The sequence below is a fragment of the Segatella hominis genome (assembly GCF_019249725.2).
In the GTDB taxonomy this organism is placed as follows: Bacteria; Bacteroidota; Bacteroidia; order Bacteroidales; family Bacteroidaceae; genus Prevotella.
The window spans coordinates 187,906-213,049 of the sequence record NZ_CP137560.1 but is presented as its reverse complement, the minus strand read 5'-3'; the positions used below and the strand labels follow the sequence as shown (position 1 = coordinate 213,049).

General features: G+C 41.6%; 25 protein-coding genes and 4 pseudogenes. 12 read left to right on the top strand and 17 right to left on the bottom strand.

All coding sequences use genetic code 11. The features are described from left to right. Positions 1-218: 218 nt before the first annotated feature. Together KUA50_RS16485 and KUA50_RS16480 are read right to left on the bottom strand one after the other, a co-directional pair. Positions 219-512: a hypothetical protein gene (locus KUA50_RS16485; protein WP_218456564.1), complete on the bottom strand. Its 294-nt coding sequence runs from the start codon at positions 510-512 to the stop codon at positions 219-221. 83 nt (positions 513-595) lie between these two features. After that, complete coding sequence (locus tag KUA50_RS16480) at positions 596-2,251, bottom strand: carboxylesterase/lipase family protein (protein WP_218456563.1); 1,656 nt, start codon at positions 2,249-2,251, stop codon at positions 596-598. A gap of 202 nt (positions 2,252-2,453) precedes the next feature. On the opposite strand from KUA50_RS16480, the gene KUA50_RS16475 reads away from it, so the two are divergent. Beyond that, positions 2,454-2,831: an L-rhamnose mutarotase gene (locus KUA50_RS16475; RefSeq protein WP_022110910.1), complete on the top strand. Its 378-nt coding sequence runs from the start codon at positions 2,454-2,456 to the stop codon at positions 2,829-2,831. Between the two features lie 42 nt (positions 2,832-2,873). On the opposite strand, the gene KUA50_RS16470 is transcribed toward KUA50_RS16475, so the two are convergent. From KUA50_RS16470 to KUA50_RS16460, 3 genes are all read right to left on the bottom strand, one after another. Continuing rightward, positions 2,874-3,635, bottom strand: a complete 762-nt coding sequence (locus KUA50_RS16470) for a YaaA family protein (RefSeq protein ID WP_022110911.1) — start codon at positions 3,633-3,635, stop codon at positions 2,874-2,876. Between the two features lie 20 nt (positions 3,636-3,655). Beyond that, a complete protein-coding gene (locus KUA50_RS16465; RefSeq protein WP_218456562.1) occupies positions 3,656-4,696 on the bottom strand; it encodes a threonine aldolase family protein in 1,041 nt (346 codons plus the stop codon). Between the two features lie 128 nt (positions 4,697-4,824). Next, entirely contained in the window at positions 4,825-5,283 is a 459-nt protein-coding gene (locus KUA50_RS16460) for a PaaI family thioesterase (protein WP_256624205.1), read from the bottom strand. Between the two features lie 285 nt (positions 5,284-5,568). On the opposite strand from KUA50_RS16460, the pseudogene KUA50_RS16455 reads away from it, so the two are divergent. After that, positions 5,569-5,682, top strand: a pseudogene (locus KUA50_RS16455) (IS110 family transposase); the annotation flags it as partial. 166 nt (positions 5,683-5,848) lie between these two features. On the opposite strand, the gene KUA50_RS16450 reads toward KUA50_RS16455, so the two are convergent. The 4 genes and pseudogenes from KUA50_RS16450 to KUA50_RS16435 all read right to left on the bottom strand — a co-directional run bounded on the left by KUA50_RS16450 (position 5,849) and on the right by KUA50_RS16435 (position 9,472). Next, positions 5,849-6,796 carry a hypothetical protein gene (locus tag KUA50_RS16450; protein ID WP_218456561.1) on the bottom strand — a complete coding sequence of 316 codons (948 nt, stop codon included), beginning with the start codon at positions 6,794-6,796 and terminating at the stop codon, positions 5,849-5,851. A 27-nt stretch (positions 6,797-6,823) separates the two neighbouring features. Next, positions 6,824-7,636: a hypothetical protein gene (locus KUA50_RS16445; protein WP_218456560.1), complete on the bottom strand. Its 813-nt coding sequence runs from the start codon at positions 7,634-7,636 to the stop codon at positions 6,824-6,826. A gap of 48 nt (positions 7,637-7,684) precedes the next feature. After that, a complete protein-coding gene (locus KUA50_RS16440; protein ID WP_218456559.1) occupies positions 7,685-8,185 on the bottom strand; it encodes an RNA polymerase sigma factor in 501 nt (166 codons plus the stop codon). Between the two features lie 332 nt (positions 8,186-8,517). Further along, positions 8,518-9,472 (bottom strand): annotated as a pseudogene (locus KUA50_RS16435) (transposase). A 501-nt stretch (positions 9,473-9,973) separates the two neighbouring features. On the opposite strand from KUA50_RS16435, the pseudogene KUA50_RS16965 reads away from it, so the two are divergent. Beyond that, positions 9,974-10,148, top strand: a pseudogene (locus KUA50_RS16965) (WecB/TagA/CpsF family glycosyltransferase); the annotation flags it as partial. Positions 10,149-10,235: 87 nt separating this feature from the next. On the opposite strand, the pseudogene KUA50_RS16425 reads toward KUA50_RS16965, so the two are convergent. The 3 genes and pseudogenes from KUA50_RS16425 to amrB all read right to left on the bottom strand — a co-directional run. Then, positions 10,236-10,571, bottom strand: a pseudogene (locus tag KUA50_RS16425) (arylsulfatase); the annotation flags it as partial. Between the two features lie 209 nt (positions 10,572-10,780). Further along, on the bottom strand, positions 10,781-11,668 hold the full coding sequence (gene amrS, locus KUA50_RS16420; protein ID WP_134844270.1) for an AmmeMemoRadiSam system radical SAM enzyme: 888 nt from the start codon (positions 11,666-11,668) through the stop codon (positions 10,781-10,783). 54 nt (positions 11,669-11,722) lie between these two features. Then, complete coding sequence (gene amrB, locus KUA50_RS16415) at positions 11,723-13,198, bottom strand: AmmeMemoRadiSam system protein B (RefSeq protein ID WP_218456557.1); 1,476 nt, start codon at positions 13,196-13,198, stop codon at positions 11,723-11,725. 106 nt (positions 13,199-13,304) lie between these two features. Here amrB and KUA50_RS16410 point away from each other — a divergent pair, with 106 nt between their 5' ends. The 3 genes from KUA50_RS16410 (at position 13,305) to KUA50_RS16400 (ending at position 15,576) form a co-directional block, all read left to right on the top strand. Continuing rightward, positions 13,305-13,748 (top strand): hypothetical protein, encoded by a 444-nt coding sequence (locus KUA50_RS16410; protein ID WP_318346089.1) that lies wholly within the window; start codon positions 13,305-13,307, stop codon positions 13,746-13,748. A 25-nt stretch (positions 13,749-13,773) separates the two neighbouring features. Beyond that, on the top strand, positions 13,774-14,148 hold the full coding sequence (locus KUA50_RS16405; RefSeq protein WP_218456555.1) for a hypothetical protein: 375 nt from the start codon (positions 13,774-13,776) through the stop codon (positions 14,146-14,148). Between the two features lie 255 nt (positions 14,149-14,403). Beyond that, positions 14,404-15,576, top strand: coding sequence for an RtcB family protein (locus KUA50_RS16400; protein ID WP_218456554.1), 1,173 nt, complete (start codon positions 14,404-14,406; stop codon positions 15,574-15,576). Between the two features lie 82 nt (positions 15,577-15,658). On the opposite strand, the gene KUA50_RS16395 is transcribed toward KUA50_RS16400, so the two are convergent. Then, entirely contained in the window at positions 15,659-15,967 is a 309-nt protein-coding gene (locus tag KUA50_RS16395; protein WP_218456553.1) for a helix-turn-helix domain-containing protein, read from the bottom strand. 1,172 nt (positions 15,968-17,139) lie between these two features. Here KUA50_RS16395 and KUA50_RS16390 point away from each other — a divergent pair. The 6 genes from KUA50_RS16390 (at position 17,140) to KUA50_RS16365 (ending at position 22,127) form a co-directional block, all read left to right on the top strand. Continuing rightward, on the top strand, positions 17,140-18,447 hold the full coding sequence (locus KUA50_RS16390; RefSeq protein ID WP_218456552.1) for a hypothetical protein: 1,308 nt from the start codon (positions 17,140-17,142) through the stop codon (positions 18,445-18,447). Between the two features lie 25 nt (positions 18,448-18,472). Further along, positions 18,473-19,189: a hypothetical protein gene (locus KUA50_RS16385; protein WP_218456551.1), complete on the top strand. Its 717-nt coding sequence runs from the start codon at positions 18,473-18,475 to the stop codon at positions 19,187-19,189. A 17-nt stretch (positions 19,190-19,206) separates the two neighbouring features. Beyond that, positions 19,207-20,232 carry a toprim domain-containing protein gene (locus tag KUA50_RS16380; protein WP_256624204.1) on the top strand — a complete coding sequence of 342 codons (1,026 nt, stop codon included), beginning with the start codon at positions 19,207-19,209 and terminating at the stop codon, positions 20,230-20,232. A gap of 22 nt (positions 20,233-20,254) precedes the next feature. Next, a complete protein-coding gene (locus KUA50_RS16375; RefSeq protein ID WP_218456549.1) occupies positions 20,255-20,794 on the top strand; it encodes a hypothetical protein in 540 nt (179 codons plus the stop codon). Between the two features lie 207 nt (positions 20,795-21,001). Beyond that, positions 21,002-21,574, top strand: coding sequence for a hypothetical protein (locus KUA50_RS16370; RefSeq protein WP_218456548.1), 573 nt, complete (start codon positions 21,002-21,004; stop codon positions 21,572-21,574). Then, the gene (locus KUA50_RS16365; RefSeq protein ID WP_218456547.1) at positions 21,540-22,127 is read left to right on the top strand and encodes a hypothetical protein; all 588 of its coding nucleotides are present in this window, start codon (positions 21,540-21,542) and stop codon (positions 22,125-22,127) included. Before KUA50_RS16370 ends, KUA50_RS16365 begins: the two co-directional genes overlap by 35 nt. Before the next feature lie 202 nt (positions 22,128-22,329). Here KUA50_RS16365 and KUA50_RS16360 read toward each other — a convergent pair whose 3' ends face one another. The 4 genes from KUA50_RS16360 to KUA50_RS16345 all read right to left on the bottom strand — a co-directional run bounded on the left by KUA50_RS16360 (position 22,330) and on the right by KUA50_RS16345 (position 25,138). Then, positions 22,330-22,878 carry a hypothetical protein gene (locus tag KUA50_RS16360; RefSeq protein ID WP_218456546.1) on the bottom strand — a complete coding sequence of 183 codons (549 nt, stop codon included), beginning with the start codon at positions 22,876-22,878 and terminating at the stop codon, positions 22,330-22,332. Between the two features lie 194 nt (positions 22,879-23,072). After that, positions 23,073-23,390: a hypothetical protein gene (locus KUA50_RS16355; RefSeq protein WP_218456545.1), complete on the bottom strand. Its 318-nt coding sequence runs from the start codon at positions 23,388-23,390 to the stop codon at positions 23,073-23,075. A gap of 574 nt (positions 23,391-23,964) precedes the next feature. After that, on the bottom strand, positions 23,965-24,354 hold the full coding sequence (locus tag KUA50_RS16350; RefSeq protein ID WP_218456544.1) for a hypothetical protein: 390 nt from the start codon (positions 24,352-24,354) through the stop codon (positions 23,965-23,967). Further along, a complete protein-coding gene (locus tag KUA50_RS16345) occupies positions 24,302-25,138 on the bottom strand; it encodes a hypothetical protein (RefSeq protein ID WP_218456543.1) in 837 nt (278 codons plus the stop codon). Before KUA50_RS16345 ends, KUA50_RS16350 begins: the two co-directional genes overlap by 53 nt. Positions 25,139-25,144: the final 6 nt, after the last annotated feature.

Genomic DNA, 25,144 nt, shown 5'->3' with positions numbered 1-25,144 from the left:
TAATACTTAATTATTTCTATTTTCCTGCGAATCTGATTCCTATCATAAAATAATCAGATTCTTTATCATAGAATTTTCATATTCATTTCTATCGTTAGAAACGTGGCGCAAAATTAGGAAAAATATCCGAAATAGCGAAAGTTCCAAGTGGAAACTTAATTGAATTTAACGTGAATAATGAGGAATGTAATAGGTTTGTAATAACTGGTGTCGGTAAATTACTTCACGATGATTGGCACAATCTCCTCTTCATTAGGCCAATGGGGCAGATAGAGCAGTGGGCGAGGGGTGCCCCCCAAGCCCGACCAGTCTATCTGTTTCACGTAGTCAAAATCGGGAGGACCGAAATCGAAACTTCGACCATAGAGGACTATGGCTCCCCGACCTTCGTCGATTTTCCATAGTCCTCCACCGTATGTGCATTGCTCTCCTGGAGCCAGCATATCACGATGCAAATAGACGTGTCCGAATTTCAGTACACCCTCTCTATTGATGATGAATTTCTGAAACATGAATTCTATTATTTATTCTGCTTTATCAGCCTTATCATTCTATCTACGACAAAATTATAAAGCTTTTGAATGCAGCAAAAAGATTATTTTTCTTTCCAAAACAGTTGGTCAATAAACTCATAGCGCTTCTCCATCTGGGCATCAGCTTTTACCTCAGTATTCACATCTATCTGAAGCACAGGAGCTACGGACTTGCCGTTGGTAGATGGCCACTCCGGCAGACCCAGACCGTTTGGATTTCCGGTCTTCACGAAGTTTACATAATACTGGCTGAAGATGTCGCTGATCATGTAATCCTCCGATTGCCAGTTGAACACGCGGTTGGTAGGCAAAGTGCCCATTGCATATTCTATGTCGGCAGAGTGAACGGCTCCCTTATCCTGTGGAGCAGGAGCTGCACCTTCCTTAGCATCTACCACGCCGCCAGCCAAAGCTGCCACCTTGCCCTTGATGGCCATTGCTGGGCGAGGATGACAATAGCGATAGCGGTAAACTGGCTGTCCGCCGGTCAGCTTGTGCATGTTGCCCCACTTCCAGGTAGAATAATCCAGGAAGATATCCGAAGCCAGATTCACACCCGGCTGCTCCAACACATCCTTGTCGCTGTTGATTCCGTAAAGACGGAAGAGTTCATCGATGTTCTCTTCTCCGAAAGTAGCCTTGGCGCCAGCCTTCAGATTTTCAACGGTAGGCTGTTTGCCCATCAACACCGCCCATGGAGTCATCTCCTGGTTGTTGCCACCAATGAGCAGAGGCACCTTGGTCTGCTCGCCCTTGGCGAAGACATCTACAGGCTGTTCTTTCATAAAATATCCGTCGATATTATAGACAGGAACCGCTCTTACTCCCGCCAGCATCATCAGTTCTTCGGCAGGCAGGGCACGAAGTTCGTTGAGGTTCTTCATACCTACGTTCTTTTTCACCTTCTTGCCCGTTTTCTTGCCCATCTTCTCGGCTATTTTCTGGGCAAGCTGCACGCCTTTCTCCTCGGCTTCCTTCTGGGTAGCAATCTTCTTGAATCCCATCACCGAACCGCTCGAACCCATAGCTTGTGCAAAAAGCCCCTGACAGAGAGGAGAAGCCATCAGGGCACTAACCGACATGGAACCAGCCGATTCTCCTACAATAGTAATGCGGTTAGGATCACCACCGAAAGCCTCGATATTATTCTTTACCCATTGGATAGCAGCCACCTGATCCATGAAACCATAGTTTCCTGAGCCCTTATAGGAAGTCTCCTTGGAGAGCTGAGGATGAGCAAAGAATCCGAAGATGCCCTCACGGTAATTGGCAGTGATAGAGATGATTCCCTTTCTCGCCATCGCATCGCCCGCATATCGAGGTTCGCTTCCGCTACCAGCCATCAATCCTCCACCATTGAAATAAATCAATACCGGCAGATGCTCCTTCATCGTCTTGGCGGGAGTCCATATATTCAGATAGAGACAGTCCTCGCTATTTTTCTTTGTTCCGAAGTTCATATCGCCGAAGATAGGTTCCTGCATCGGGTTCGCTCCGAATTCCTTAGCCTCGCGCACACCTTCCCATTTCTGTACAGGTTGCGGAGCCTTCCATCTGAGATTACCTACAGGAGGTGCAGCAAATGGAACACCTTTGAAAACCTTGATGCCAGAGAGATCCTTTCCTTCGAGGATACCTTCAGCAGTCTTTACCTGTGTCTGTGCCATCATTCCCATAGCAGGGAGCAGAAAGGCGAGTGATAGAAATAGTTTTTTCATCTGATATAATTTTTATGGTGATATATTTTAAAATATGCTTTAATGTGCCGTATTTCCTTAGTGATCATGCCGCATTTGCAAAACGATATTGCAAAAATAAACAAAATATCAATAGTTTGACTTGTTTTCCTCATACTTTTTTTATATTTTTGCAAAAATAAACAGAATACGAACGTAAAACATGAATTAAATATAGAAATTGATGGAAGGTTATAAACAGAAGAAATATCCCGTAGCCACCAAGCGCTACGTACAGTGGTTGGAGTTAGAATCGGATGAAGAGGCTATCCGTGAATATCGCAAATTGCATTCCGAGGGTGTGCAATGGAAGGAAATTCGAGATGGAATCCGACAGGTAGGCATTCTGGAGATGGAGATTTACATCTTCGGCAACAGACTGGTGATGATAGTTGATGCGCCGGAAGATTTCGATTGGGACAAATCAATGGCAGAACTTGCCACACTCCCAAGACAAGCAGAATGGGAAGAAGTGGTAGGCAAATTTCAAAAATGCGGCAAAGGTGCTACCAGCGATGAAAAGTGGCACATGATGGAACGCATATTCTATCTCTACGATTAATTTTCGATAATCGTAAGTCTTTTATCGTTTGTAAATTAAAATTTATTTCTTAATAAAGTGAGGATGGAGTTCATCTCCATAGTTGGGAGCATATCTGAATCCATTCAACTCGAAATTGAATATATCTGAAGGCTGGTCTATCCGATTTTGAATGATGAACTTAGTCATGGCTCCACGGCAACTTTTGGCATGGACGGATAACATCTTGATGGTGTCACCTTTGTCCACATAAAATAAAGGTTGAATCACCTTTACCTCTTGGCAAACTCGCTTCCAGTCGAAGAGATGCTCAAACTCCTCGGTGGCTAGATGAATGAGGATGCCATCGTTTGCTTTCACAGCCTCAATCAACATATTCGTAAGATAAGTTTTCCAAAAGGCAAAGAGATTCATTCCCTTAGTAGCATCCAGCCTTACCTTTCCTTCCATGCGATAAGGATGAATCATATCCAAAGGACGCAACAGACCATATAGGAAAGAGGTGATGAAGAGATGATCTTGTGCAAAAGCAAAATCATCTTGGCTAAAGTTGTCTGCCTGGAGATATTTATATGCCTGGCCATAGTAGGCAAGGATGGAAGGCAACAGTTCTTCCTCGTTCCAGAAACTCTGATATCGTTGCTGATTCTCCAGGGCGATGGCTTGGCTGCATTTCAATTCCTTCATGAGACGATTTGTGTCCCATGTGGAAAGTTCCAAGGCAAACAGTCCGGCTTGTTCCTGAAACTTAGGCTTGCTTTTCATCGGAATGTCCACAGATGTGGCAGCATTCATGATTTTGGCTGATGCTAAGAGTATTTGCATATTGATGTCGGTTATATTCTTTATGATAGGATATTCTGTAAGATCTCGTCCAACTCTTCCAATTCTTCCTCCCGGGTCGCCCAACTGGTCACGAAACGGCAGATGATTTCAGTCTCGCTCTTTCTCTCCCAAATTTCAAACGCCACCTTTTGCGAGAGTTTCTCATAAAGAGTAGGGGAGAGGATGACAAACTGCTGGTTGGTTGGCGAGTCGTAGGCGATGTTGATGCCATGCTTGCAGAAGATGCTTCGGATACGTTCAGACATGGCAATGGCATGGCGAGACACCTTGAAGTAAAGATTGTCAGTAAACAAGGTATCAAACTGGATGCCGAGCATTCTTCCCTTGGCAAGTAATGCCCCATGTCGCTTCACATTGGTAAAGAAGTATTTGGGAGTCTTCATGCCGGAGAATACCACAGCTTCGCCAAACATGGCTCCCACCTTGGTGCCACCGATGTAGAATACATCGCAATGTCGGGCTATGAAAGGCAGGTCATAATTACATGCCTCAGACATCAGTCCATAACCCAGGCGTGCTCCGTCAACAAAAAGACGAAGATCATATTTCTGGCAAGTGGTATAGAGTGCCTCAAGTTCTTCTCTGGTATATACCATGCCCAGTTCGGTAGGCATGGAGACATATACCATACCTGGTTGAACCATGTGCGAGTGGGTCTCATCGGCCAGGAAGATATCCATATAGGAAGCCAATGTATTAGGATTTAGCTTGCTATCTGTGGAGGGCAAGGTAATGACCTTGTGGCCAAAGGCTTCCACGGCTCCAGACTCATGTACCTCGATATGTCCTGTCTCCACACAAATAACTCCCTCGCATCCCAAGAGGACGGAATCGATGACTGTCGTGTTGGTCTGGGTTCCACCCACGAGGAAGGTAACATCCGCATCTTCCATGCCGATGGTCTTGCGAATCTTCTCTTTGGCGGCTTCTGTATAGGGGTCAAATCCATATCCGGAAGTCTTCTCGTCATTGGTCTTGCCTAGCGCTTCCAAAATCTCCGGCAAGGTTCCGTTGTTATAGTCACTTTCAAATGAAATCATATTTTATAAATTATTTATTCTATTTTTATTTGAGTAGCATGCTGTAAAAACTGATTTTGATGGTTGATATTTCAATTCCACAGAACGCTCTAAGCAAGGGTGTAGTGGTATCAGCAAATAGAAGGCTATTACTCCCCCTCAATCTTGCAACCTTCGAAGCCCATTTCTCTGGCTTTGTCTGATCCGAAAGTGAAATAGACGGCTTCGCCCTCATCACAAACCTCGCCTTTGGAGTTCTCCAGGGTCAAGTGGATGGTGACGATGTTGCGGCGCTGCCTGGCGATGTGACCACGCACCGTAATCTGCGAATCGGTGGTCATCACAGGCTTCTTGTACTTCACGTTCAATTGCATCGTAACACCAGTAGTCTGCAGCTTGCGGTTGATGACCCAGCCTGCCACTTCGTCCATCAGCATACTAATGATGCCGCCATGCAAGGTATTTACCCATCCCTGATAATTCTCACCAGGATTCCAGATGGTAAGAACATCCTCATTCTCTTCCCAAAACTCAAGGTGCAATCCTACCGGATTGTTTGGTGCGCAGCAAACGCAGTTGTAACCTTCCTTATTCAGATAAGGATTCAATATTTTTTCATATCAAAAAACTCCTATTCTAAGTGGAGATTCAATCTCCCACATTTAAAATATCATTTAGCATTGCAAATTTAGATAAAATTTCTGAATTATAAGCCAGTATAATAAAAAACTTGAATGATTTCCCTCGAATTGTGCGAGATTTGCCTTATTTTTTGAGAAATCAAGACCACAACTGCAAAAAATCCTACTAACGTGCTCTGAGTCACAAAAATATTAATTATCTTTGAAGCAGTGTTCGTAAACTGATTTTTTAAACTTCAAAAATGTAGGCTTATGAAAGCAGTATGTGGTCTTGACGTGCACAAAGATAGTATTTTTCTTTGTATTTTGCACAGTGATGGTGAATTGTTTGAGCAAGTTTTCGGAGTTTTAACATTTCAACTGGAAGGTTACCCTATGCGAGGGAAATCATTTTCGTTTTATAGAGGAAAGATACAAAATTATAGCAAGACTATAGTCTAGGAAATGTGGAATTCTCTCTCAAAATATCGTTTAAAAGCGATATTTTGAGAGAGAATTCCACATTTTCCAAAGCTTATACATCAAGAACTTACTACTTTCTCAAAGAATTGGCAGTCAGTTCCAGAAGACTTTGCAGATATTCATCGTCTGTATCCTTCTTCATCTTATTCAGCGAAGTGGCACAGAACTTCTTCTCGTCAGCATTCAGCAACTTGCCGTATCCCTTACAAAGCTTGACTATTTTGTTGGCAATGCCCGTCTGGAGGGTACGCCGAAACACCTGATTTCCGAGATAAGGGTATAAATCCTTGGCATTCTTAAAGGCAGCGCGAAGCGTATTGAGTTGCATCATAAACTCTGCCGCATCCTTGGGAGGAGTCTCATCGAAATAATAACTGCCAGCCAAACTCTTGTCAAACTTGAAGTTCTTGGCCAGCAAGACAAGAGAATCCAGACTTTGAACAGACGGTTTCGTATAAGAGAATGGCTGCGTATAAGAAAATGACTTCACATTGGCGGATGGCTTCTTATAGGTTTGCGGATCCTTGGAGTGGAACTTATACACACTGCCCAATACCACATCATTCTTTCCTGGATACCATACCAAGGCATAAACATATCGCATGGTAGAATCCTTGCAGTCACGGAAATACTGCAGGTTATAGTTGCGGTCCTTGTGAGCACCAAACTCGTAGGTCGTGGAATTGTTATTGCCATATCCCACCCGATTCGTCTCAATGCTGGCAGAACCCGCTTTCTTGGTAAAACTGATATAAGCGAGACGACTATTGCTCAACAAAGCCTTATGAAAAGTATCCACCATTTTCTGCTTCTTCCTGGGAACGGCGAACTCAAATCCCTTCATCATACCTATATTATAGGTATTCATCGTGGAAGAAGTAACGAGGTCGTCTTGCGACAAATCCTGTACGAATTTATCAAAAGCCTGGTCGATGTTCGGTATAGGCTTCTGGGCATGGCAAGCTGAAGAGAGCACCAACAGGCAAGCCACAAATGCTAATTTAAAAGTTGTTTTCATATTCTTCTTCTTTTTAATTGTTTCTTGTTAATAAACCTCCTGGTCATCACTCACATGGTCCTCATCATGCACATTCTCCTCGCTTTCGAACGAGGCACTGGCAATATCGGCATTAAGCAACTGGGTCTGAAGAGCATTGATGAGATAGAGTTTGAAGAACATTTCATTCTGCTGTGCCTCCATCTCACAGAGATGCTTATCGGCAAGCTTTTCCGGCTCTGCCAACAAAGAATCGGTAGCAATATTCTGAGCTATCCAAAGCTTTGGAGGAGCAGGAGCAAACAGATGCTGACGATATTTCCTCTGCTTGTGCTTCCTTGTTTTGGGAGATACGGAATCACCCGACTTTTTTATCTTTTCAGGCATGGAGAGATCGGCATCTGGCGTTTTTTCCTTTTGAACAACAGCTGAATCTGTATCCTCCGGAGTCGTTCTGCCTTCGAGTTGAGCCATCTTCGAATCATCCTGATGTCCTGCCTGTTGTCCTATCTGTTTCCCTATGCGAGGAACAGCAAATGCAATGAGCAGGGCGATGGATGCAGCCATGCTAATCGGCAACCATAGGCGGCGCATTCTCGCTTTAGACATTGAAGTCCTTGAAGTCTTTGGATGGGCGACATTTTCTTCACACTTCTCAGCCTCATGTTCGAGGGGCATCCCCGGCTCATGTTCGAGGGGCATCCCCTCGTCGAAATATCCAAACATCATCTGGTATTCCTTCAGGTCATCGCTCACATCGGGATGCTGGCGAAACCACTCCCTTAGCAGAGCCTCCTCTTCAAGAGTAGTCTCACCAGCCATAAACCAATTGAGCAACAAACGTATATCTTTTTCTTTCATATCAATTTTTCCTCCTTTATTAATTATACCTATTTTTATATATAAGGGCTATCGACATCTTTTCTTGATTTCCTGCAACATCTGCTTTCTTGCCCTCGAAAGCAACACGGATACAGATTCTGTGGTGATACCCACGATTTGCGCTATTTCCTCAGAGCTTTTCTTCTCTACTTGCCGCAGATAAAGCACCTGATACTGGTTGGAGGGCAGCGCCTTGAGGCGTTTTTGGAGCCACTGTTCGTTCTCCGAGTTTTCCACTTCCACATCGGGCGGCGCATAGTAGCTAGGCGACTTATCGAAAGGCTGGGCATCTATCGAAATCATCTTTCGCTTGCGAAAGAAGTCGATGCAAAGATGCTTGGTAATGCAGCCCATCGAACCTTTGGCATGAGCAGCAGACAGAATGTCTTCCTTGATAGCCCAGAGCTTGAGCATCGCATCCTGTGCGATGTCCTCAGCCTCATCACAGCCAACGCCATAACCCTGACTGATTTGCAAGGCTATCTGCCGCAACTGCGGAACGATATGGATGAATTCATTCTCTGTCATTTGCTCTCACTTGTTTTATTTGTTCAAAACTACTACATAAACGGAAAAGAAGTGTTTTTGTTAATGAAGTTAACCTATATTAACACGAAGCTTCGCATGTGGTTCAAGTACGGGCTGAAGGCCCAAAAGTTCCTAGCCCAGTGAAGGCACTGAAAAAGGTACCCAATTTTAAGTTGCATAGCTTGTTTTTGAACTTTAATTCTTGACCAAGAAGCATTTCATCTTTTAAAAAAAGTGGAATACTTTTTGGGACAGGAATATAGCCCCAAATAGCTTTCTATAGCGTTTTCTGGCGCTTAATTCGGCAATATATAGAGGAATCTGCTTCCCCCTTATGCATTTTGCATCAACTTGATGATTCTCTTCACATTTGCAGCGAAAATAATCAAAGCTCCCTGCATTTCCATGCACGACAAACCGTATGACAGGGCTCTGTCATATCCTAAGACATTCTTAAGTTCGGAGTTCTTGGCTTCTATCTTGTATCGTTTCCTCTAAAGATTTATAAACTCTTCTGTTTTTTGATATTCGATTTGCTCCAACTGTTCATCCGATTTGATGATAACCGCATATGTTTTTGTCTTGGCTCCTTCCTTGTAGCAACCTTCACGTAATGGACAGACCTTGCATTTGTCCACATCAAAATAAAATGCTGGAGTTTCTGTGACGCTTGTCATTTTTGCGATTATTCATCTCTTTCCATTTCGCCAGATGCCCTGCTGGGCAGACGTACAGATCTGCATCCTTATTGTATTCAAAAGGGAGTTTGTTTGTTCGTTTACCATCAATTGCAGAGCTTAAACGAGCAGAGAGGCGCATATTGTTTTCCTTTGCCATTTTGAGATCCTCCTTGCTGGAATATGCCTTATCTGCTACTATGGAATCAACTTCCATTCCTGCTTCCTCTGTCTTTTTTATCAATTCTGGCAATTACTGTCCATCACCCTTCTCGCTGGAAGTGACAGCAGCTGCGGTGATAATTCTCTCATCGCTCATAGCCATATGCGTCTTATAGCCAAAGAATGAAGAATGAGCTGTTTTATGTCCTGTACGGGCATCCTCATCCGATATGTTATAGATCACCTTTAAAAGGAGATACTTAAACATACGAATAGGACTCTCTGCTGTACGACCATTGTCATGACAATACTTGTCTTGCAATTCCTGGTATACGAAACTAAAGTCCATCAGGTCATTAATCTGGCGGAGCAGGTTGTCTTTTGGGATAATCAAGTCATACAAACTTGAATAATCACTGAATGATATGGTCTGTTGTTGCTCTAGCATAGTCCTTGCATTTTCCTACAAAGATACAAAAAATATTGCACATATGCAACTTTTAGGGAGGCTCTTTTAAAAGCAGAATGTTAAACTACCATAACCCCAAAAGGGACTTTTTCAGTGCCCGCTCTTTCCAAAGAGGGCTCCACATCCCTCTCCAAGCCTCTGCCCTTCTCAGAAGGGAGAGGATGTAACCGCTCCCTCCTGTCGCTCTTAACCGCTTCGCTTTAGGGTTGACGGACCATCAGAGGTCTCGTCAGTTTTTTGTGCGGGATGGGACCGCCTTGCTAGAGGATTGCTGTTTTTGTGGTGTTTCCCTATCGGAGGTTGGAAAGGCGCTGTAAAATTCTTATGATTGAGACTCCTTTAGCTTCGCTTATATTTGATAATTAAAAAATTACTATAATGTTTTGTTTAAAATCTTTGGATATTTTGGGTAGTAAGGCGGAACTCGCCTCGCTGCCAGAGGGCAAATTGCTCATTAATACTGTAAATGCTCATTCTTATAATAAGGCTATCATTGATGCTATCAATGCGGCTAACCCTGATCTCCTCTGGATTGGTATGACAGCGCCAAAGCAGGAAAATGGACGTACTCTCGAACATCCATTGTCATGTGGGGACTATAGGCGCTGTGTTTGATTTCTTCGCTGGTACTGTGGAGCGTGCGCCAATGTGGTGGTAGGAGCATGGTTGCGCTGTTCCTTTGGAATATGCTGAAAGAGAAATGTTGAATGTTAAATTGAAAGATAGCGTGACTGATATTTACTCAAAGCCGATTACTTTTCCCACTTTCCGCATCTTCCGGTATTGGCCAGTTCTCTGATGGAGTACGCATTTCCTTCATCACCTTGTCAAAACCGATTACCATTTCCGGATATTTCTTGGCGAGATCATGCTTCTCTTCTGGGTCTTCATGCAGATTGTAGAGTTCCAGAGGCTTGTTAGGCTTGATGGTAACAGCCTTCCAGTCACCGTGGCGCGCAGCACGCTGCTTACCTGGGAATTCCCAATAAAGAACTCGGTCGTCTGTATCAATCTGCTTACCATAGAACAATGGCAGAATATTCATGCCGTTGATGTTCTGAGGCAGATATTGGGTGCCTCCAGGATTCATCATCATACGTAGCCATAAGCTATCCATAACAAACTTCTATATTTGTTCAAGGAATAAGGGCGTAAAGATAATTTATCATAATCATCCTTATGTGTACATGTATTCCAGACCTTGCTGATAACGAAGAGCTTGTCACGGCTGCTGCCAATGATAGCTCCAATCGGTACAAATGGAATGGTGCAGGTATCATATATTTGCTATATATTTCCCAAGTAAATAAATTTCATCCCTTCTTCCAATGCAACCCTTTTTGCCAAATATATGGTTTCTTTTGGCGTTGGAGAAGCATCCTGCATCTTATAAAGAGGGAAGAACCTGCTGAAATGTAGTGGATTCTGGGCAAAGCCATTCGAGACGAGCCAGCGGCACATCTTCCTGATCATCTTCTCACTATCATTGACACCTGGAATCAAGAGATTGGTTATCTCCAGATGAACATCAGACTTCTGCATGGCTAGCAAGGTATCAAGTACTGGTTTTAGATGTCCACCACATTGATGCATATACATCGTATCGGAGAAAGCCTTGATGTCTATGTTAGCGGCATCTATATAAGGAAGGAGCTCCTGCAAGGGCTCTGGATTGATGTAACCTGCCGAGACGAGAATATTCCATAGCCCATACTCATGTGATACCTTCGCTATGTCATGGATATACTCATAATAGGTAAGAGGCTCTGTATAGGTAAATGCGATTCCTGGCAGATGATGCTGCATGGCGATGTCAACAATTTCATGGGGTGATAGCTCATAAAAATTCACATCAGAGGGCAGCGCTTGCGAAATGTCATAGTTCTGACAGTTAAGACACCGAAAGTTACACCCCGTACATGACAAGGACAGGCATCGGGTGCCGGGATGAAACTCATTGAGAGGCTTCTTCTCGACAGGGTCATCTGCCAAGGCACATGGCTTGCCATAAACAATGGAATACAATTTGCCCTTGAAATTCCATCGGCTTCCACATATCCCATGCTTTCCATCCGGGATGACGCAACGATGGGGGCAAAGCTCGCATCTTACCTTCAGGCTCTTGCCTCCATCTTTGCCCTCCTCTATCTTCGTATAATATCTACATTCCTTCATGTTTCCTAACCTTTTGTTTTATCATACGATTTTGAATTCTTTGGATGTTTAAAATCAGAATATGATTGCCTCGTAGGTATAAAGTTCGGCAGTTCTCCAGCCTTCCCAGCCAATGCCAGCTTTATCTTGCGCACAATGTCCGAGAAATTCCTCCTTAGTCCAAGACACCTCATCGGCAACTTGTGGCAAGAAGGTTCCTGCACGATTGCCCTTACGCATGTAAATGCCTTGCTTGCCCAGTTGAAATTTGTCGATGGAATGGATGCGCTTCATCGGGGTAAGCACGGAAATCTCTATGTCGATGTCTGGAAGCTCGGTTATATTGACTGCTGGAAATCTTGGGTCTTCAAAGGCTGCAGCCTTCGCCATTTGGCAGACCGTCTTATAAAGTGGCATATCCTCTCCGAAATGTCCGATGCAACCTCTCAGCCTGCCGTGCTTATGCAGAGATACAAAAGCTCCACATAGGGTCTTTAGTTTTTCCGACAGATGGCTGGGAAATTGATAACTCCTACCCTCCAAGGTCATCCTGATGGCATCGTAAGCTATCTCCTTGAGCATCTTTTTGTCTTCGTCACTTAGTGAAAAGTTTGCCTCGTCTTTTTCTCTTGATTCAACCGGCTTTACTTCATCTCTTGTAAAGATAAATGAATGATACCCTACTACCCTATCCTTTCCTCCGTAGGGCGAATCACCCGAATTGCGGTACATGATGTGATGTGGATGGATGTTGGCATCATTTTCTGTCATCATCAGGAGTGTGGCAATAGCCGCTTCTCCACAAGCACTTGTGGCAAGACTGTTGATGTTCAATTCCTGGTTGTGCAAGATGGCTTTTACGAATGCTTCCGCCTTGCCCGTCATGATGGCATCCTTAGTAAGTCCATCCACCCTTTTGGCATCAAGATAAGCTGGATAATGTGAGAAATCACTACTGATGACAAACAGATTTCTTTCGTTCATATATGGCTGGAGGACACGGGCTATCTTTTGAAGTATGCTCAACTTTTGCGTGGCAATGATGATTGGAACGATGGGAACTACCTTCTTGAAGTGATACTGCAAGAAAGGAAGCTCCACTTCCAGACAGTGCTCGCTGTCGTGTGCCTTATTATTATAGGTAAAAGCATCGCTCTGTTCCAACAGAGATTTGCAGAGTGCAGTATCCACCGGGACATTACCAAGTGGCGTTGCATATTCTGTCGCTTCAATATTCACCGAAGCCTTGTCAAGATAAACATGATGACTAGGTCCCAACAAGAAAATGTGTTCATATTGTGCGTCTGGTTGGATGCAGGCAAAAGCAGATGCTGTGGTTACGCCAGAGAAGACATAACCGGCATGTGGGACAATGATAGCTTGCACAGGTTTCAAGGGTGAAGCCTTGCATTGCAGAAAACACTCCTTCAAGTCATGGCGAAGTTCCCGGGTATCGCCTGCATAAAATTGTCCTGCTACGGCAGGTTTACGTATCTTTGCTTCCATCATCATACACATGGTTAATAAAACGACTAAAACAATTTTTCTCATATCTAAAAGCGTGAGAAGAATGGCAACTTTCCATCCTTTTGGCAAAGATACAAAATAATATGATAGAATGTACAAATCCAGCTAAAAAAATGCAAAAATGTCGGCAATGATTAAATTATTTCTGGGGCCACTTAAAAAATGGGCATATTCTGACTTCATGCAAGAAACAGCAAAACCAACAAGGCGAGCATGGGTTAGAATAAGGGAAGCTCACATGGAAAGTCTGATTAAGGGTGTTGATTGGATGGAGAAAAAATCCAGGGAAATGCCATTCTCTTCCTACGTGTTGTGCTCCAAGAGCAAATATGACGAGCAAGGAAATTCACGACCATCATTTCTCAATGAGAAAGTAGGCCGGGAAAAAGAACTCGACGAACTGTACCCACAAAAAGTATATTCGGAAAAGGCTTTCAAAAACTGGGAAGATAGATGCAAGTCTCTGTTCTCCTCTACGCATTATGGAGGTAAAAGGATCATTTCATACAATCCTTCATACTTCCAGGAGAAAACATTGTTATCGCACAATCCTGGTATAGTGATTCCTTTTTAAGCATGATGATTTAAAATATTACTATATGGATGAAGAGAAAAAAGATATATTGGATTTCTTCTTTGATGGTGATATAATCATTGCTGGGGCACAAGGATATACGAACATCTGCAAAATTTTGGAAACAGGAAACTATAGGTTCGCTATAAATGATTGTGATAGTGATCTGAATGTGTTCTTTATGCATGCATTACTAAATCCTTCAGCTAGACTGGCCAGCACCATCAACATGGTGCTTCGTATTCCTTACGGTAAGCGAGACATACAAAAAGAACTGCATCAACTGATTCAAGCTCAGAAGATGTTTGGTTCAGACAAATGCTCCTGGTCTGTTATCGAGGACATATACAATCTGACTAGGATGCAAGTTGGAATATTGGCATACTCCCCAACAGAGTAGTTGATATCCATGCAATAACATATAAAGGATTTGAGTATAAACATAAAGAGGTGGAGAGACAATTCTCCACCTTATAATATCATAATCCTATTCTTTTGTTCTTAAGCTGCAAAGAGAAACAAAAACTGCGCAATCTATCTGCGCACTTAAGTTTTTTTTGACCCAAGCAAGAAATTATTTCCAACTGCGCAAAAATACTGCGCACTTATAGACTAATTTTGCAGTACAAATTTTAAAGAATAGGAGACTATAGTAATGAAAGAATTTTTGATTAATAACACCCCTGTTAAGATGTGGGCATCTGTTTGTGATGCAACGGCGTGGAGGCAAATAACGAACCTCTGTAGCTTGCCTTTTTTGTATCACCACTTGGCGCTTATGCCAGACTTGCACGGTGGTAAAGGTATGCCTATCGGCTCAGTATTGGCAACTAAGAATGCCGTGATACCAAATGCCGTTGGCGTGGACATTGGATGTGGCATGTGTGCAGTTAAGACTAATATTAAGGTAGAGACCATAGCACAGGACGTTCTACGCAAGAAAATTATGCGTGGAATCAGAAAGCAGATACCTCTTGGAATGGAACATCACAAGACGGCCCAGGACGAGAAGTATATGCCTCAAGAATTTGATATTGAGAATATGACAGTGGTCAAGCGTCAATATGTTTCAGCCACCAAACAGGTGGGTACACTTGGAGGAGGCAATCATTTCATAGAGTTGCAGAAAGATGACGAGGGCTTTCTTTGGATTATGATTCATTCAGGTTCCAGAAACCTAGGCAAGCAAGTTGGTGACTATTATAACAATAAGGCTGCCGTGCTCAATGAGAGATATTTCTCTGTGGTCAAGCCAGAGATCAATTTACCTTTCCTTCCGTTGAAGACACAGGAATTCAATGATTATTGGCATGAGATGGAATACTGCATAGCTTTTGGACTGTGCAATAGAAAACTGATGATGGAGCGTATAGAAGAAGTCATTGCTGATGCCTTACCGGAAGTGACGTTTGAGTCCATGATTAATATTGCCCATAACTATGCGGCATGGGAAACCCATTTTGACGATATGTGTATAGTGCATAGAAAAGGAGCAACTAGCGCACGTGAGGGTGAAATTGGAATCATACCAGGTTCACAAGGTACCAGCAGCTACATTGTGGAGGGACTTGGCAATCCACTGAGTTTTATGAGTTGTTCCCATGGGGCAGGTAGAGCCATGAGCCGTACCGAGGCCGTGAGAACATTGAACCTTGAGGATGAGATTAACAAGCTTGAAGAAAAAGGCATCGTTCATGCCATCAGATGCCAGCAGGATTTGGAGGAAGCTGCTTCTGCATATAAGAACATCGAGGAGGTTCTATCACAAGAGATGGACTTGGTTAAAATAAGAACCCATCTTCTGCCTATTGCCGTCATCAAGGGATAAAAGTCTTTGTCTAACATTTTTGTAAGCCCTCATGCTAAAGTTGAGATATACTTGGCTATGAGGGCGTCTTTATATATATCTTTTACCTGGCTTTAGTATTTTGATAAATGATTTGAGAACACTGGATTTGTATCTTGTCCAGTTGTTTACTTAGAGACTTGATGTCTTCTCTTATGAGTTGATTGTTTTGTGCTAGATATTTTGTGTCTCCATAAAAGAAATCCATTTGAACATTCAAAATATCACAAATCTTCTCCAGCAATCCTGTTCGTATGTCCTGTGCTCTTAACAATTGGCTGAAACAAGATTGTGTGATGCCCATTTTCTCCGCAAGGTCTTTATGTATGATTCCCTTTGCTGCAAGTATGTTCCTTAGTTCATTTCCGTTCATATAGTCAAATTATAATTTGGCAAAAAAATGATTAAATAAAGGATATATATTATTTTGTTGAAAATTATTTCCTCCCTATAGCCTTTCTGAATACTGAAATTCCTAAAAATAAAAAGTGGGCTGCCTACCATACCCACTGTTGGAATCGCCAAACCCCATAATGCAGCAAATAACGTAAAGACAACCCACGTATATGAGTTGCTCCGTGCCTCATGCATTAATGTTAAATTTTGGCGATTTTACAGTGTTGAGGCACTTTACTTTTTCCCACGAAAATGATGTCTCGAAAGACGATGCAAAGGTACGAATAAAGATTTAAATACGTGTCATATTATCTGTATTTTTTTCTTTATTAGCAAATATAGTTGACATTATGACTACGCATACTGATTATATCATAAACTAATGTTATAATATACTAAAGTAACAGTTTGTTAAAATTAGGCTTAAAAAGTCATGTAAAATAATCATATTGTAAGTAAGCTATTAAAATATGTATCTTTAAGTTTATAAAATATGTTAATATATTACATATTTATTATAGATATGATAGGATTTTATTATTTTTGCAACATGAAAAATGTTTAGACTTTTATAGTTTGACATTATAATAATATCAAGAATAGAAGTATTAACAACAACACCTAGAAGAAAATAGATGCAATAAATAGAAGAATAAGGCCAAATATATATTGTGTCAAATCAACATAGGATTGAAATATAGTTAAGTTACTTTTTATGTAGAATTAAGTAAGGAGTATCATTGGTATTTTCAGAATGATTCCCCATAAGGGATATATACGCTCTTGACTAATAGGTGTTATAAATTGCATTCCTAATGTATAAGATAAAGAAAACAATACATTGTGATACTAAACCAACCTGGATGGTGTGTCTGCTATATAAGATTCCTCCAACGGTATATGATTGGCAAGACTCAACAGACGCTTGTAAGAAGCGATTGACCATTATTAAAAACATTATAGAGAACACCTCTGTGAGATGGCATCGTGGAAGCAGAAACCTCACACAGATCCGAGTGGTTAAAGTCCTGGATGATAGTCTTGTTTTATCTACAAAAAGTGGTAGAAATAGTCTCTCCTTTAAAATTGTTCAGGAACTAACTTAATAAATTATCAACCTACCAAGTAGGTGTTTTTAAATGAAATGAAATGATACAAACAAATGGTACATGGCTAAAACTGCCAAGAAGTTTTACTTCGTGGCGATGGTATAGTGAGTCCAATATGGTTCACCTATATCTGTATTTGTTGCTCCAGGCTAATGTGAAAAAGACCGAATACAAAACTTTGACCATTATGCCTGGACAATTGGTGACAAGCCATGCTCAGATTTCAGGCAGAACAGGTCTTTCACCACGTAATGTGCGCACTTGCTTGCAAAAGCTGTCCAAAACAAATGAAGTTACTATTGTTTCCAACAGCCGCGGTACTATTATTACCATGCTGGATTATGGTAGTTTTCAGCAGTTCGATGAAGAAAGCAATGCTGTGGGGTGGATTAAACTTTATAGAAAGATTCTTGATTGGAGTTGGTATGCCAATGCTGAAATGGTTCACCTTTTTGTTCACTTGCTTTTAAGAGCCTCTTATCAGAGACAAGATTTGCCTAATGGTCCCCTTGGGCGTGCTCAGCTGGCTCTCAGCAAGAATATCCTCCAACATGAAACTGGTATTTCTGTGCAAAGCATAAAGACTTGTCTCAAAAAGTTACAGAATACAGGTGAGATTGAAATCCTTCCAAACTCTGCTTTCCTTTCCAACCTTATCACTATTTCTAATTATTGCCATTATCAAGACAGTTCTAACAATACAGAATCAAACACAAACATTATCCAAAATAACTTTGTCCAACAAAATAATATTTATTTCCAAAATGTTGATTTTGGACAAGAAGTAACCAGCGGGTGTAATCCTGTAACCAGTTGTGTACCATACGGTTATAAGACTGAAAATTTTAGAGGTGACAAACTGGTGACAAACAACCGACAAAGCACAGACATACGACCGACGAACTTCCGACAAAGTGGAGACGAACAACTGACACATAATATAGAAAGATATAAAGAAGAAAAAGATAAAATATCATCATCCGCGTGTATGTGTGCGTATGATGCTTTTCAAGAAAGCCCTGGATTGGTGGAGGTTGAAAGAAACCAAGCAAAGAAACCAAGCAAAGAAAGCTACTACGATAGTTTGATCCAAAACAGCAGATGGCTTTCAGGTATTTGTAAGCGTTATCGGCTGGATTCAGTTGAAGTGGTTAGGCATTTACTGGAATCTTTTGAGCTTGATATACTGTGCAGAGGAAAAGATTCCCATGAAAATTTTCAAGATTATATGAGTCATTTCTGTGATTGGGTCAACAAACAGAAGGCGCGAACTGGTACTCTGGAGTATGGTTCCAAGTTTACCCCAAAGTCATCAAGTTCAGGAAAGATATACACAAATCAGTTCTAACTAACATTTTATACATCAATTACAAATGGAATTAATAGAAACGAATTTGACATTTAAGCAGATTGGGATTATGAATCGCCTTCGTTCAACACGAACCCCAGAAGGTATTTTCAGATTGCCCCTTAACCAATCATTCTGCCACTATGCCTTGACGGAGGCTTATGTAAATTGCGTGAATGATGCCAGTATTCATTACATTCATCGCCCTGAGCATGAGAATGCTTTGGCTATGATTTCAGGATGGCTTGTGGGATATAGCTATAAGTGTGGGTTATGGCTATGTGGTTTAGGTGGGACTGGTAAGACGACAATAGTCAAGGCTATTCAGAAACTCGTTTTATCATTGGATATACAAGATCCTATCAAGTCAAACCCATCCCATCAAGTTTCGGCTGGTCTTGTAGTCATATCTGCCACTCAGCTTTGCAATGTCTATGTGAATGAGCCTAAGAAATTCCAGAGATATCAAAGAGAGGCACTTTTGGCAATTGACGACTTGGGTGCGGAGCCAGAGAAGATTCTGAACTATGGACAGCAATGCAACCCGTTTGCAGAGTTATTGGCATTTCGTTATGAGAATCGTCTGATTACCATCGTTACCACAAACTTGCCATCGGATGTTATTCGAAATCGTTATGGCGATAGAGCGGCAGATAGAGTGAAACATATGATGGAGGTCGTGACCATGCCTGATACTAACTATCGCAATTATTCACAATTGCTTAGCAAGGTTTTAGTATGACTGAAAAAGAGATAATCTTGAGAAAGACTTCAGGTGGTTTGGATATCTTTGTCCATTATCTGGGTAAGGAATGTCTCAAGCCAAAATTTCGTAGTCCTTTCCGTGAGGATGATATTCGTCCATCATGCAAGCTCTACTGTAATCAGAAACCGGGTGGTCTGCCCTATTATTATTTGCAGGATTTTGGCGATGGCAGGTTCTCAGGAAATTGCTTTGCTGTGGCCGGTTTGGTTCTTGGCATCAATCCTCAGATGGAGTTTGTTCGACTGTTGAAGGCTATCGACCAAGATATGTGCCTGGGGGTATTTGGTGATCAGCATGATGCCTCCAGACTTCCCATAAAGGGCACCTGCAATGAAATTCGTATAATTCCGTCTTCCAAGAAAGACGGTTTGATTACTTTTGCGACGGAAGAGAAAACTTTCTCGCAGGATGGACTTTCCTATTGGGAACATTATGGTATAAGCGAAGATACTCTTCAAAAATATCATGTTAGAAGTTTGAAGAGTTGTTTGTTTACTAACCCATCTGGAGGTCAATATGGAATCTATTCCACTGCATTGACTCCCTGCTATGGTTATTTCTTTGATGGTGGTCAGGGGCTCAAGGTCTATAGACCTAGATCTGAGAACCGTTTTCTATATGCAGGAAAGCTACCTTCGCCTTATCTCTTTGGAAAGGAGCAACTGCCCTCTTCTGGTGAATATGTAATCGTAACTGGCGGCGAAAAGGATGTACTAGCTTTGGCTGCCCATGGATTTCCTGCCATATGCTTGAATAGTGAGACCGCCAAGATGCATGCATCTATCATGGATGATCTTGCCAGGCGTTTCTCAAAGATAATATTCCTGTACGACACGGACTCTACTGGTAAAGCAGAGTCAAGTTCAAGAGTCCGTGAATTGAAGGATAAGTATCCTGTAGCTAAGATAGACTTACTGTTGCCAGGTAGTAAACAGTCAAAAGACGTGAGTGATTTTTTTGCAGGTGGAGGCAATTCTGAGAATCTCTGGGAAATGCTCCATCAGGTAGATGCAATATAAAATAATAACAACCAAAATAAACATGACAATGAACAACCTTAAAATTTCATCATTTATTTACACTACTGATGACATAAGACTTGTGAGGCTTAACAAAGCAGACAAGGAAATGCTCAAGGATATGGGCTTTTCAAGATTACCGCTGAGCCTGTCAAGGGTAGAGTTTCTCTGTGTAAATAAATGCTATCAGGGAATCGGCATGAAAAATGATATTGGAGGATATGAAGTTTTCAATCCTGAATATACGCAACGCCCTTTTTCATTGAAGACAACGGCAACCATAACACTTCGTCCACATAGGCAGAATGTAACACACGTGTGCTGCTTGTTTTATGATTTCTTGGATTATCTTGCCTTTTGTGAACTCAAGGGTATGAATCACTTCCGCCTACCTCAAGCAGCAACCTGTATCATCATGTCACATGTTTCTAACTTCATGCACATGGTTGTGGATAGCGATGACTTTGATGAAGTCTATCTATTCTTCCCAAACACAGATTTGGGGAAAACGATTTCCAAGACCCTTCAGCAAAGGAACCAAAAAAAAAACCAAGAACTGTGATGTCCTATATAAGGGACACAGAAACCTTATGGAGTTCGTCAAGGAGTTATCCTCTGCTGAAATTCCAACTTGTTTGTAGGAGTTATGGGACTGATAGTAGCTTTAGGCATTGTCATTGTAGCTATTCTGGTAGCGGTTTATTACGAGATTAAGCATACGTATAGGGATGGTGACCTTTGGAAAAAGTAGTTATAGAGTTTAGAAATTATGAAGCATTTTTTCAATATCCAACCAAAGAGCAAAAATTTGTCTCTGTCGGATGAATTCTGGATGGGGGTAAGTGTAGAAGATAAGCATCGCGAGCTCCTCTTAAGAGCCAGACAGTTTAATAACAATCTCGGTTTTGCCAATATGGTACTCTTTCGAGAAATTCGGTTTCCAATTTCACCGAATGTGAAATTGGAGGATGTCATAGCCTTGCAATCCGTACTGGCAGAGAAATTTAAGATAGAAGTCATTCAAATCCAGTTGGACAGATTAAAGAGTGAAGCTGTCTTATTGACCGTATGGTTCGACTGGGATACAGGCAGAAGTTTCACGATGGATCGCTTTCGACAAAAAAAGCTTATGGCTTTTGTCTATCGCTTCCTTCAGTTGCCACATCCCAAGGATAAGCAGTTTCTTCGGTATTTCCTGATAGACCATTTTGAGTATGAACCTGAGGTATTCCAAAGATTGTCTGATAAGTTACAAAAAGCTGATCTTCATTCAGATGAGAAAGTACTCTTTGATGATATTCTTTTGTATGTGGAAGCTATGTGTGAGGGATTGGTCAAATAGTGTGTTTATGGGAAATGTGAAAATCCTGTATGGAGACATACTGTTCAGTCATTGCCAGACCCTTGTTGTCCCTGTTTCTTGCCACGGCATTATATTGGGCGAGGCCGGTTTGCGCTATATTCGTAAGTATCCAGAAATGGTTAGGAAATATCAAAGCCTCTGCGAGCGAGAGCTTCTGAGACCTGGGTTGCTATGGATATATCGGAGTACGGAGCATCTCATTATGACGATGCCTTTTTGTAACTCCAATGAACTCATTGATTTGGATGTCATTCGTCAAAGCTTTGATAAGTTACTGGCTACCTATGAGGACAAGGGAATTACTTCATTGGCCATTCCCCTGTATCATGATGATCATTCAACTGTAAACGGACAACTAATGAAGGATTTGCTGATGACCTTCTTGAAGCGATGTACTATCCCAGTGGAAATTTATGAAAGATATGTTCCTCAGTCCAGCAAGATGGTACCACTGTTAGAAAGGCTATGTGGACCTCTGTCCGAAGAAAAAGTCTATGAGCTTAAGAAAAAAATATGTTTTGAGTGTGACTAAATGAAAATGCCCACCTGCCTTCTCACGATGGCTTGGTGGGCTGGAGTTATGATAAATGTTGAACTTTACCTATGATTATTTGTCTGGTCTGAAGGTATCGCCGCTATGCTTCATGGCTTTGCCAAATCCCTTGAAGAGCCATGCGAAAAACAGAACTAAAAATATTGCTCCCATACTTTTGAATTTTAAATGATTGGTATTTTTACTTAACTGATAATGTTGTGATATTGCCCAAATCGGCTGCAGTCACCCCATATTCTCCTGGTTGCAGATGCTTGATGGCTATAAGATAAGAACTTGTTCCCCACTTTTTGACTTCATAGTCAACGGTGTTGAAGGATGTTGTAGCCTTCATGCCGGATAGCACACCCACTTCAGCCAGTTGATATCTGCGTTCCTTCTTCTTGGCCTCGAATTGAAACACCCCAATTGCGTTCTTCGGGTCTTCATTATTGTCCTTGACTCTAATGACCAAGGTTACCTTTCCTTGGGTCACTTTATTAGGTGAGGCATTGCCTTTGACCTGCAAAAATGACTTACCCTTGTCAAGCAAGCTGCTGCCTGGTATGGGAATGTATCCAAAACCTGTGGTTTTGGTCTTCATTTGGGCCACTTCTTTTTGTAGCACCACCAAAGAACTGTCCGCTTGGAGAATTGCCACTTGCCCATTGTACTCTGGCTCCTTCACGTTCTGTGCAGAAGCACTGCTGGAGATGATGAACATCATCATTGCTACCATTGTTTTCTTCATAATCTTTTTCATTTTTGTCTATTAATACTCTAATTCTATTATTTAATTATTAAAATGTCACTTAAAATCTTGTGCTGAGGAAATTATTTTTGTACTTTTGCATCTATTTTAGCAGCGATGGAAATTCCATTGCTTCTGGAAATATAATTCCTTTGGCAGCCCTCTGTTCTCACATGAGTTCGGAGGGCATTTCTTTAAAACCCATACTCAGCCTGAAGGGCCTTGTCTAAATCACGCTGGTTGATGAGCTTGACAAAGTCTTTTCCTTTGGTATATCTATAACAGACTTCAAGTTGATGTCTCTTCAGCAAAAGTTCAACAACTCTTACATCTTCGCTGTTCAATACGCCCAAGCAGCATCCCATTTTGACAAAACTGATGGCTTGAGCCTTGGAAATAGGAAATACATTGCCCTGCACCATCTGTACCATATAGGGTTTCCCCTTAGGATAGGCATTTGCACTATGTGGCAAGATGCTCTCTTCCTTCCATATAATCTCCGTTGCTTTCATATTTTTCCACTCTAAATATCTGTACAAAGTTAATGGATTTCATCCGGGTATCCTCATTCTGCAGAATTAAAGCTCCAGTTTAACACTCTTGGAGGTTATATGCTGCATATATGCAAGAATAATCCTCTAAAGCGTATATCTATCCATTTTCAGTTTAGAAGTAAGTGAAAGGGAATGCAATCATCCACACACTCTCAAACTCCTCAAAAAAAGATTCTGGATTTCTGGTACATCAGCCCTTTTTATATGCTTCTTTTTCCAGTAAATCCGAACTTTTTTTTATGATATTCCGGCATGTCCGTTTACACCATAGCCTTTTTACGTGCTCTATCACAAGGCGGCTAATGCCTTAGAAAGCCAAGGAAGATGACATAAATCCTGCGGAATACCCAATCTTTGATTGTGGAAGGCTGCCGCAGGATTTCTGTTATCTAACTTACGGTGGTACTTGGCATCTAAGCTAGCTGCCTTACCTTTGCTACGTAAAAAGCTAAAGAGGTAAAGACTTGCTTTTAAAGAGCATAAAAAGGTGAGGATTGCCCACTGGAGAAAGAATGACAACTTAGATGTCATCTCAAAGTTTTTCTAATTGAAGCACTTTCTTCGGATTTCCACCAATATATCTAAATATTTCTACCCTTTGAGAGGTATATGCCATAAAGTGTAAAACATGAATACCTGATGCTTCATCGTTGATACATAATTCTATCCTTTCGTACTTACAGGCCAAAATGATATTTCCCCATCTATCGGCAAGACCTTCCTTGCTGCCATTTGAGACTACGGATAAGCTGCTAACCTTCCTATGAATTCTAAAGGGACAGACTTTCCTTATTGAATAACTGTCCTTAAACTTGTCATATAGGTATGGCTTAAAACCAAAAGATGACCAAAAAGCCAAGTCTTCAGAACTACATCCTAACTCGTATATGGTTTCGTCTTTGTGCTGTATTATTTTCTGCATAACTGTCTATCATTAGTTGTGAATCAAAGAGGTTTTGTTCGTGGCTCTTTATTAGATCTACTTTTCTTTTTCCATTTTGTGGGAGGAACAAGAGATTGTTCTTAAGCACTAGTACTTGAAAGTCGAACAAGTTGGCATGATGCTTATCCATGATTTTAGATAGGGTAATCCCATCCATCCAATGACTATTCTTGCTGTCCAGCATAGATAATACCTCATTTTCAAACCTGCTCATGTCCTTGTTTCGCCAGATTCCAAGAAGCCATTTGAGACTGATGCCTTTAATTAGGTCAAACATGACGCATCCGTAGCCATGTTTCTTGCAATATTCCATCAGACTATGCCATTTCTTTTGCACATCTTGCGTGGAGAACAACTTGTAAGACTGCAGCATGAGTATGACGATGCTCCCGTCCGCTAACTTCAGAAGATAATCTGGGGTAAATGTCAAGGTGAAGTCATCCTGATATATAATTTCCATTGGACACTCCACAAAGTTCTCTATCCAAACACATTCTTCTGAAAGCTGCAAGAACCTTTCTTGCTGTATATTATAGAACGGCACCATCCGTCCCACTTTCTTGGAATCGAATAAGCCGAACTCCATCCAATCCGTATCATTCTTTTTGTATACCGACGGATATAGATAGGTGATGTCGTATGACCACACTGAGCGAAATACTTCTCGCTCGTTTCTTGATAGGTGCTGGCATTTGCCAGGAAAGATGACAGACTCATATATTCTAAGCATGAGTTCTGCATTTCTGTTTCTGTTTGTCTTCATAACTCC

What these genes read in the sequence shown, in the direction of transcription:
- KUA50_RS16485 (WP_218456564.1), bottom strand. Translation starts at nt 512, where the DNA reads ATGTTTCAGAAATTCATCATCAATAGAGAGGGTGTACTGAAATTCGGA.
- KUA50_RS16480 (WP_218456563.1), bottom strand. Translation starts at nt 2,251, where the DNA reads ATGAAAAAACTATTTCTATCACTCGCCTTTCTGCTCCCTGCTATGGGA.
- KUA50_RS16475 (WP_022110910.1), top strand. Translation starts at nt 2,454, where the DNA reads ATGGAAGGTTATAAACAGAAGAAATATCCCGTAGCCACCAAGCGCTAC.
- KUA50_RS16470 (WP_022110911.1), bottom strand. Translation starts at nt 3,635, where the DNA reads ATGCAAATACTCTTAGCATCAGCCAAAATCATGAATGCTGCCACATCT.
- KUA50_RS16465 (WP_218456562.1), bottom strand. Translation starts at nt 4,696, where the DNA reads ATGATTTCATTTGAAAGTGACTATAACAACGGAACCTTGCCGGAGATT.
- KUA50_RS16450 (WP_218456561.1), bottom strand. Translation starts at nt 6,796, where the DNA reads ATGAAAACAACTTTTAAATTAGCATTTGTGGCTTGCCTGTTGGTGCTC.
- KUA50_RS16445 (WP_218456560.1), bottom strand. Translation starts at nt 7,636, where the DNA reads ATGAAAGAAAAAGATATACGTTTGTTGCTCAATTGGTTTATGGCTGGT.
- KUA50_RS16440 (WP_218456559.1), bottom strand. Translation starts at nt 8,185, where the DNA reads ATGACAGAGAATGAATTCATCCATATCGTTCCGCAGTTGCGGCAGATA.
- amrS (WP_134844270.1), bottom strand. Translation starts at nt 11,668, where the DNA reads ATGAAGGAATGTAGATATTATACGAAGATAGAGGAGGGCAAAGATGGA.
- amrB (WP_218456557.1), bottom strand. Translation starts at nt 13,198, where the DNA reads ATGAGAAAAATTGTTTTAGTCGTTTTATTAACCATGTGTATGATGATG.
- KUA50_RS16410 (WP_318346089.1), top strand. Translation starts at nt 13,305, where the DNA reads ATGATTAAATTATTTCTGGGGCCACTTAAAAAATGGGCATATTCTGAC.
- KUA50_RS16405 (WP_218456555.1), top strand. Translation starts at nt 13,774, where the DNA reads ATGGATGAAGAGAAAAAAGATATATTGGATTTCTTCTTTGATGGTGAT.
- KUA50_RS16400 (WP_218456554.1), top strand. Translation starts at nt 14,404, where the DNA reads ATGAAAGAATTTTTGATTAATAACACCCCTGTTAAGATGTGGGCATCT.
- KUA50_RS16395 (WP_218456553.1), bottom strand. Translation starts at nt 15,967, where the DNA reads ATGAACGGAAATGAACTAAGGAACATACTTGCAGCAAAGGGAATCATA.
- KUA50_RS16390 (WP_218456552.1), top strand. Translation starts at nt 17,140, where the DNA reads ATGATACAAACAAATGGTACATGGCTAAAACTGCCAAGAAGTTTTACT.
- KUA50_RS16385 (WP_218456551.1), top strand. Translation starts at nt 18,473, where the DNA reads ATGGAATTAATAGAAACGAATTTGACATTTAAGCAGATTGGGATTATG.
- KUA50_RS16375 (WP_218456549.1), top strand. Translation starts at nt 20,255, where the DNA reads ATGACAATGAACAACCTTAAAATTTCATCATTTATTTACACTACTGAT.
- KUA50_RS16370 (WP_218456548.1), top strand. Translation starts at nt 21,002, where the DNA reads ATGAAGCATTTTTTCAATATCCAACCAAAGAGCAAAAATTTGTCTCTG.
- KUA50_RS16365 (WP_218456547.1), top strand. Translation starts at nt 21,540, where the DNA reads ATGTGGAAGCTATGTGTGAGGGATTGGTCAAATAGTGTGTTTATGGGA.
- KUA50_RS16360 (WP_218456546.1), bottom strand. Translation starts at nt 22,878, where the DNA reads ATGAAGAAAACAATGGTAGCAATGATGATGTTCATCATCTCCAGCAGT.
- KUA50_RS16355 (WP_218456545.1), bottom strand. Translation starts at nt 23,390, where the DNA reads ATGAAAGCAACGGAGATTATATGGAAGGAAGAGAGCATCTTGCCACAT.
- KUA50_RS16350 (WP_218456544.1), bottom strand. Translation starts at nt 24,354, where the DNA reads ATGCAGAAAATAATACAGCACAAAGACGAAACCATATACGAGTTAGGA.
- KUA50_RS16345 (WP_218456543.1), bottom strand. Translation starts at nt 25,138, where the DNA reads ATGAAGACAAACAGAAACAGAAATGCAGAACTCATGCTTAGAATATAT.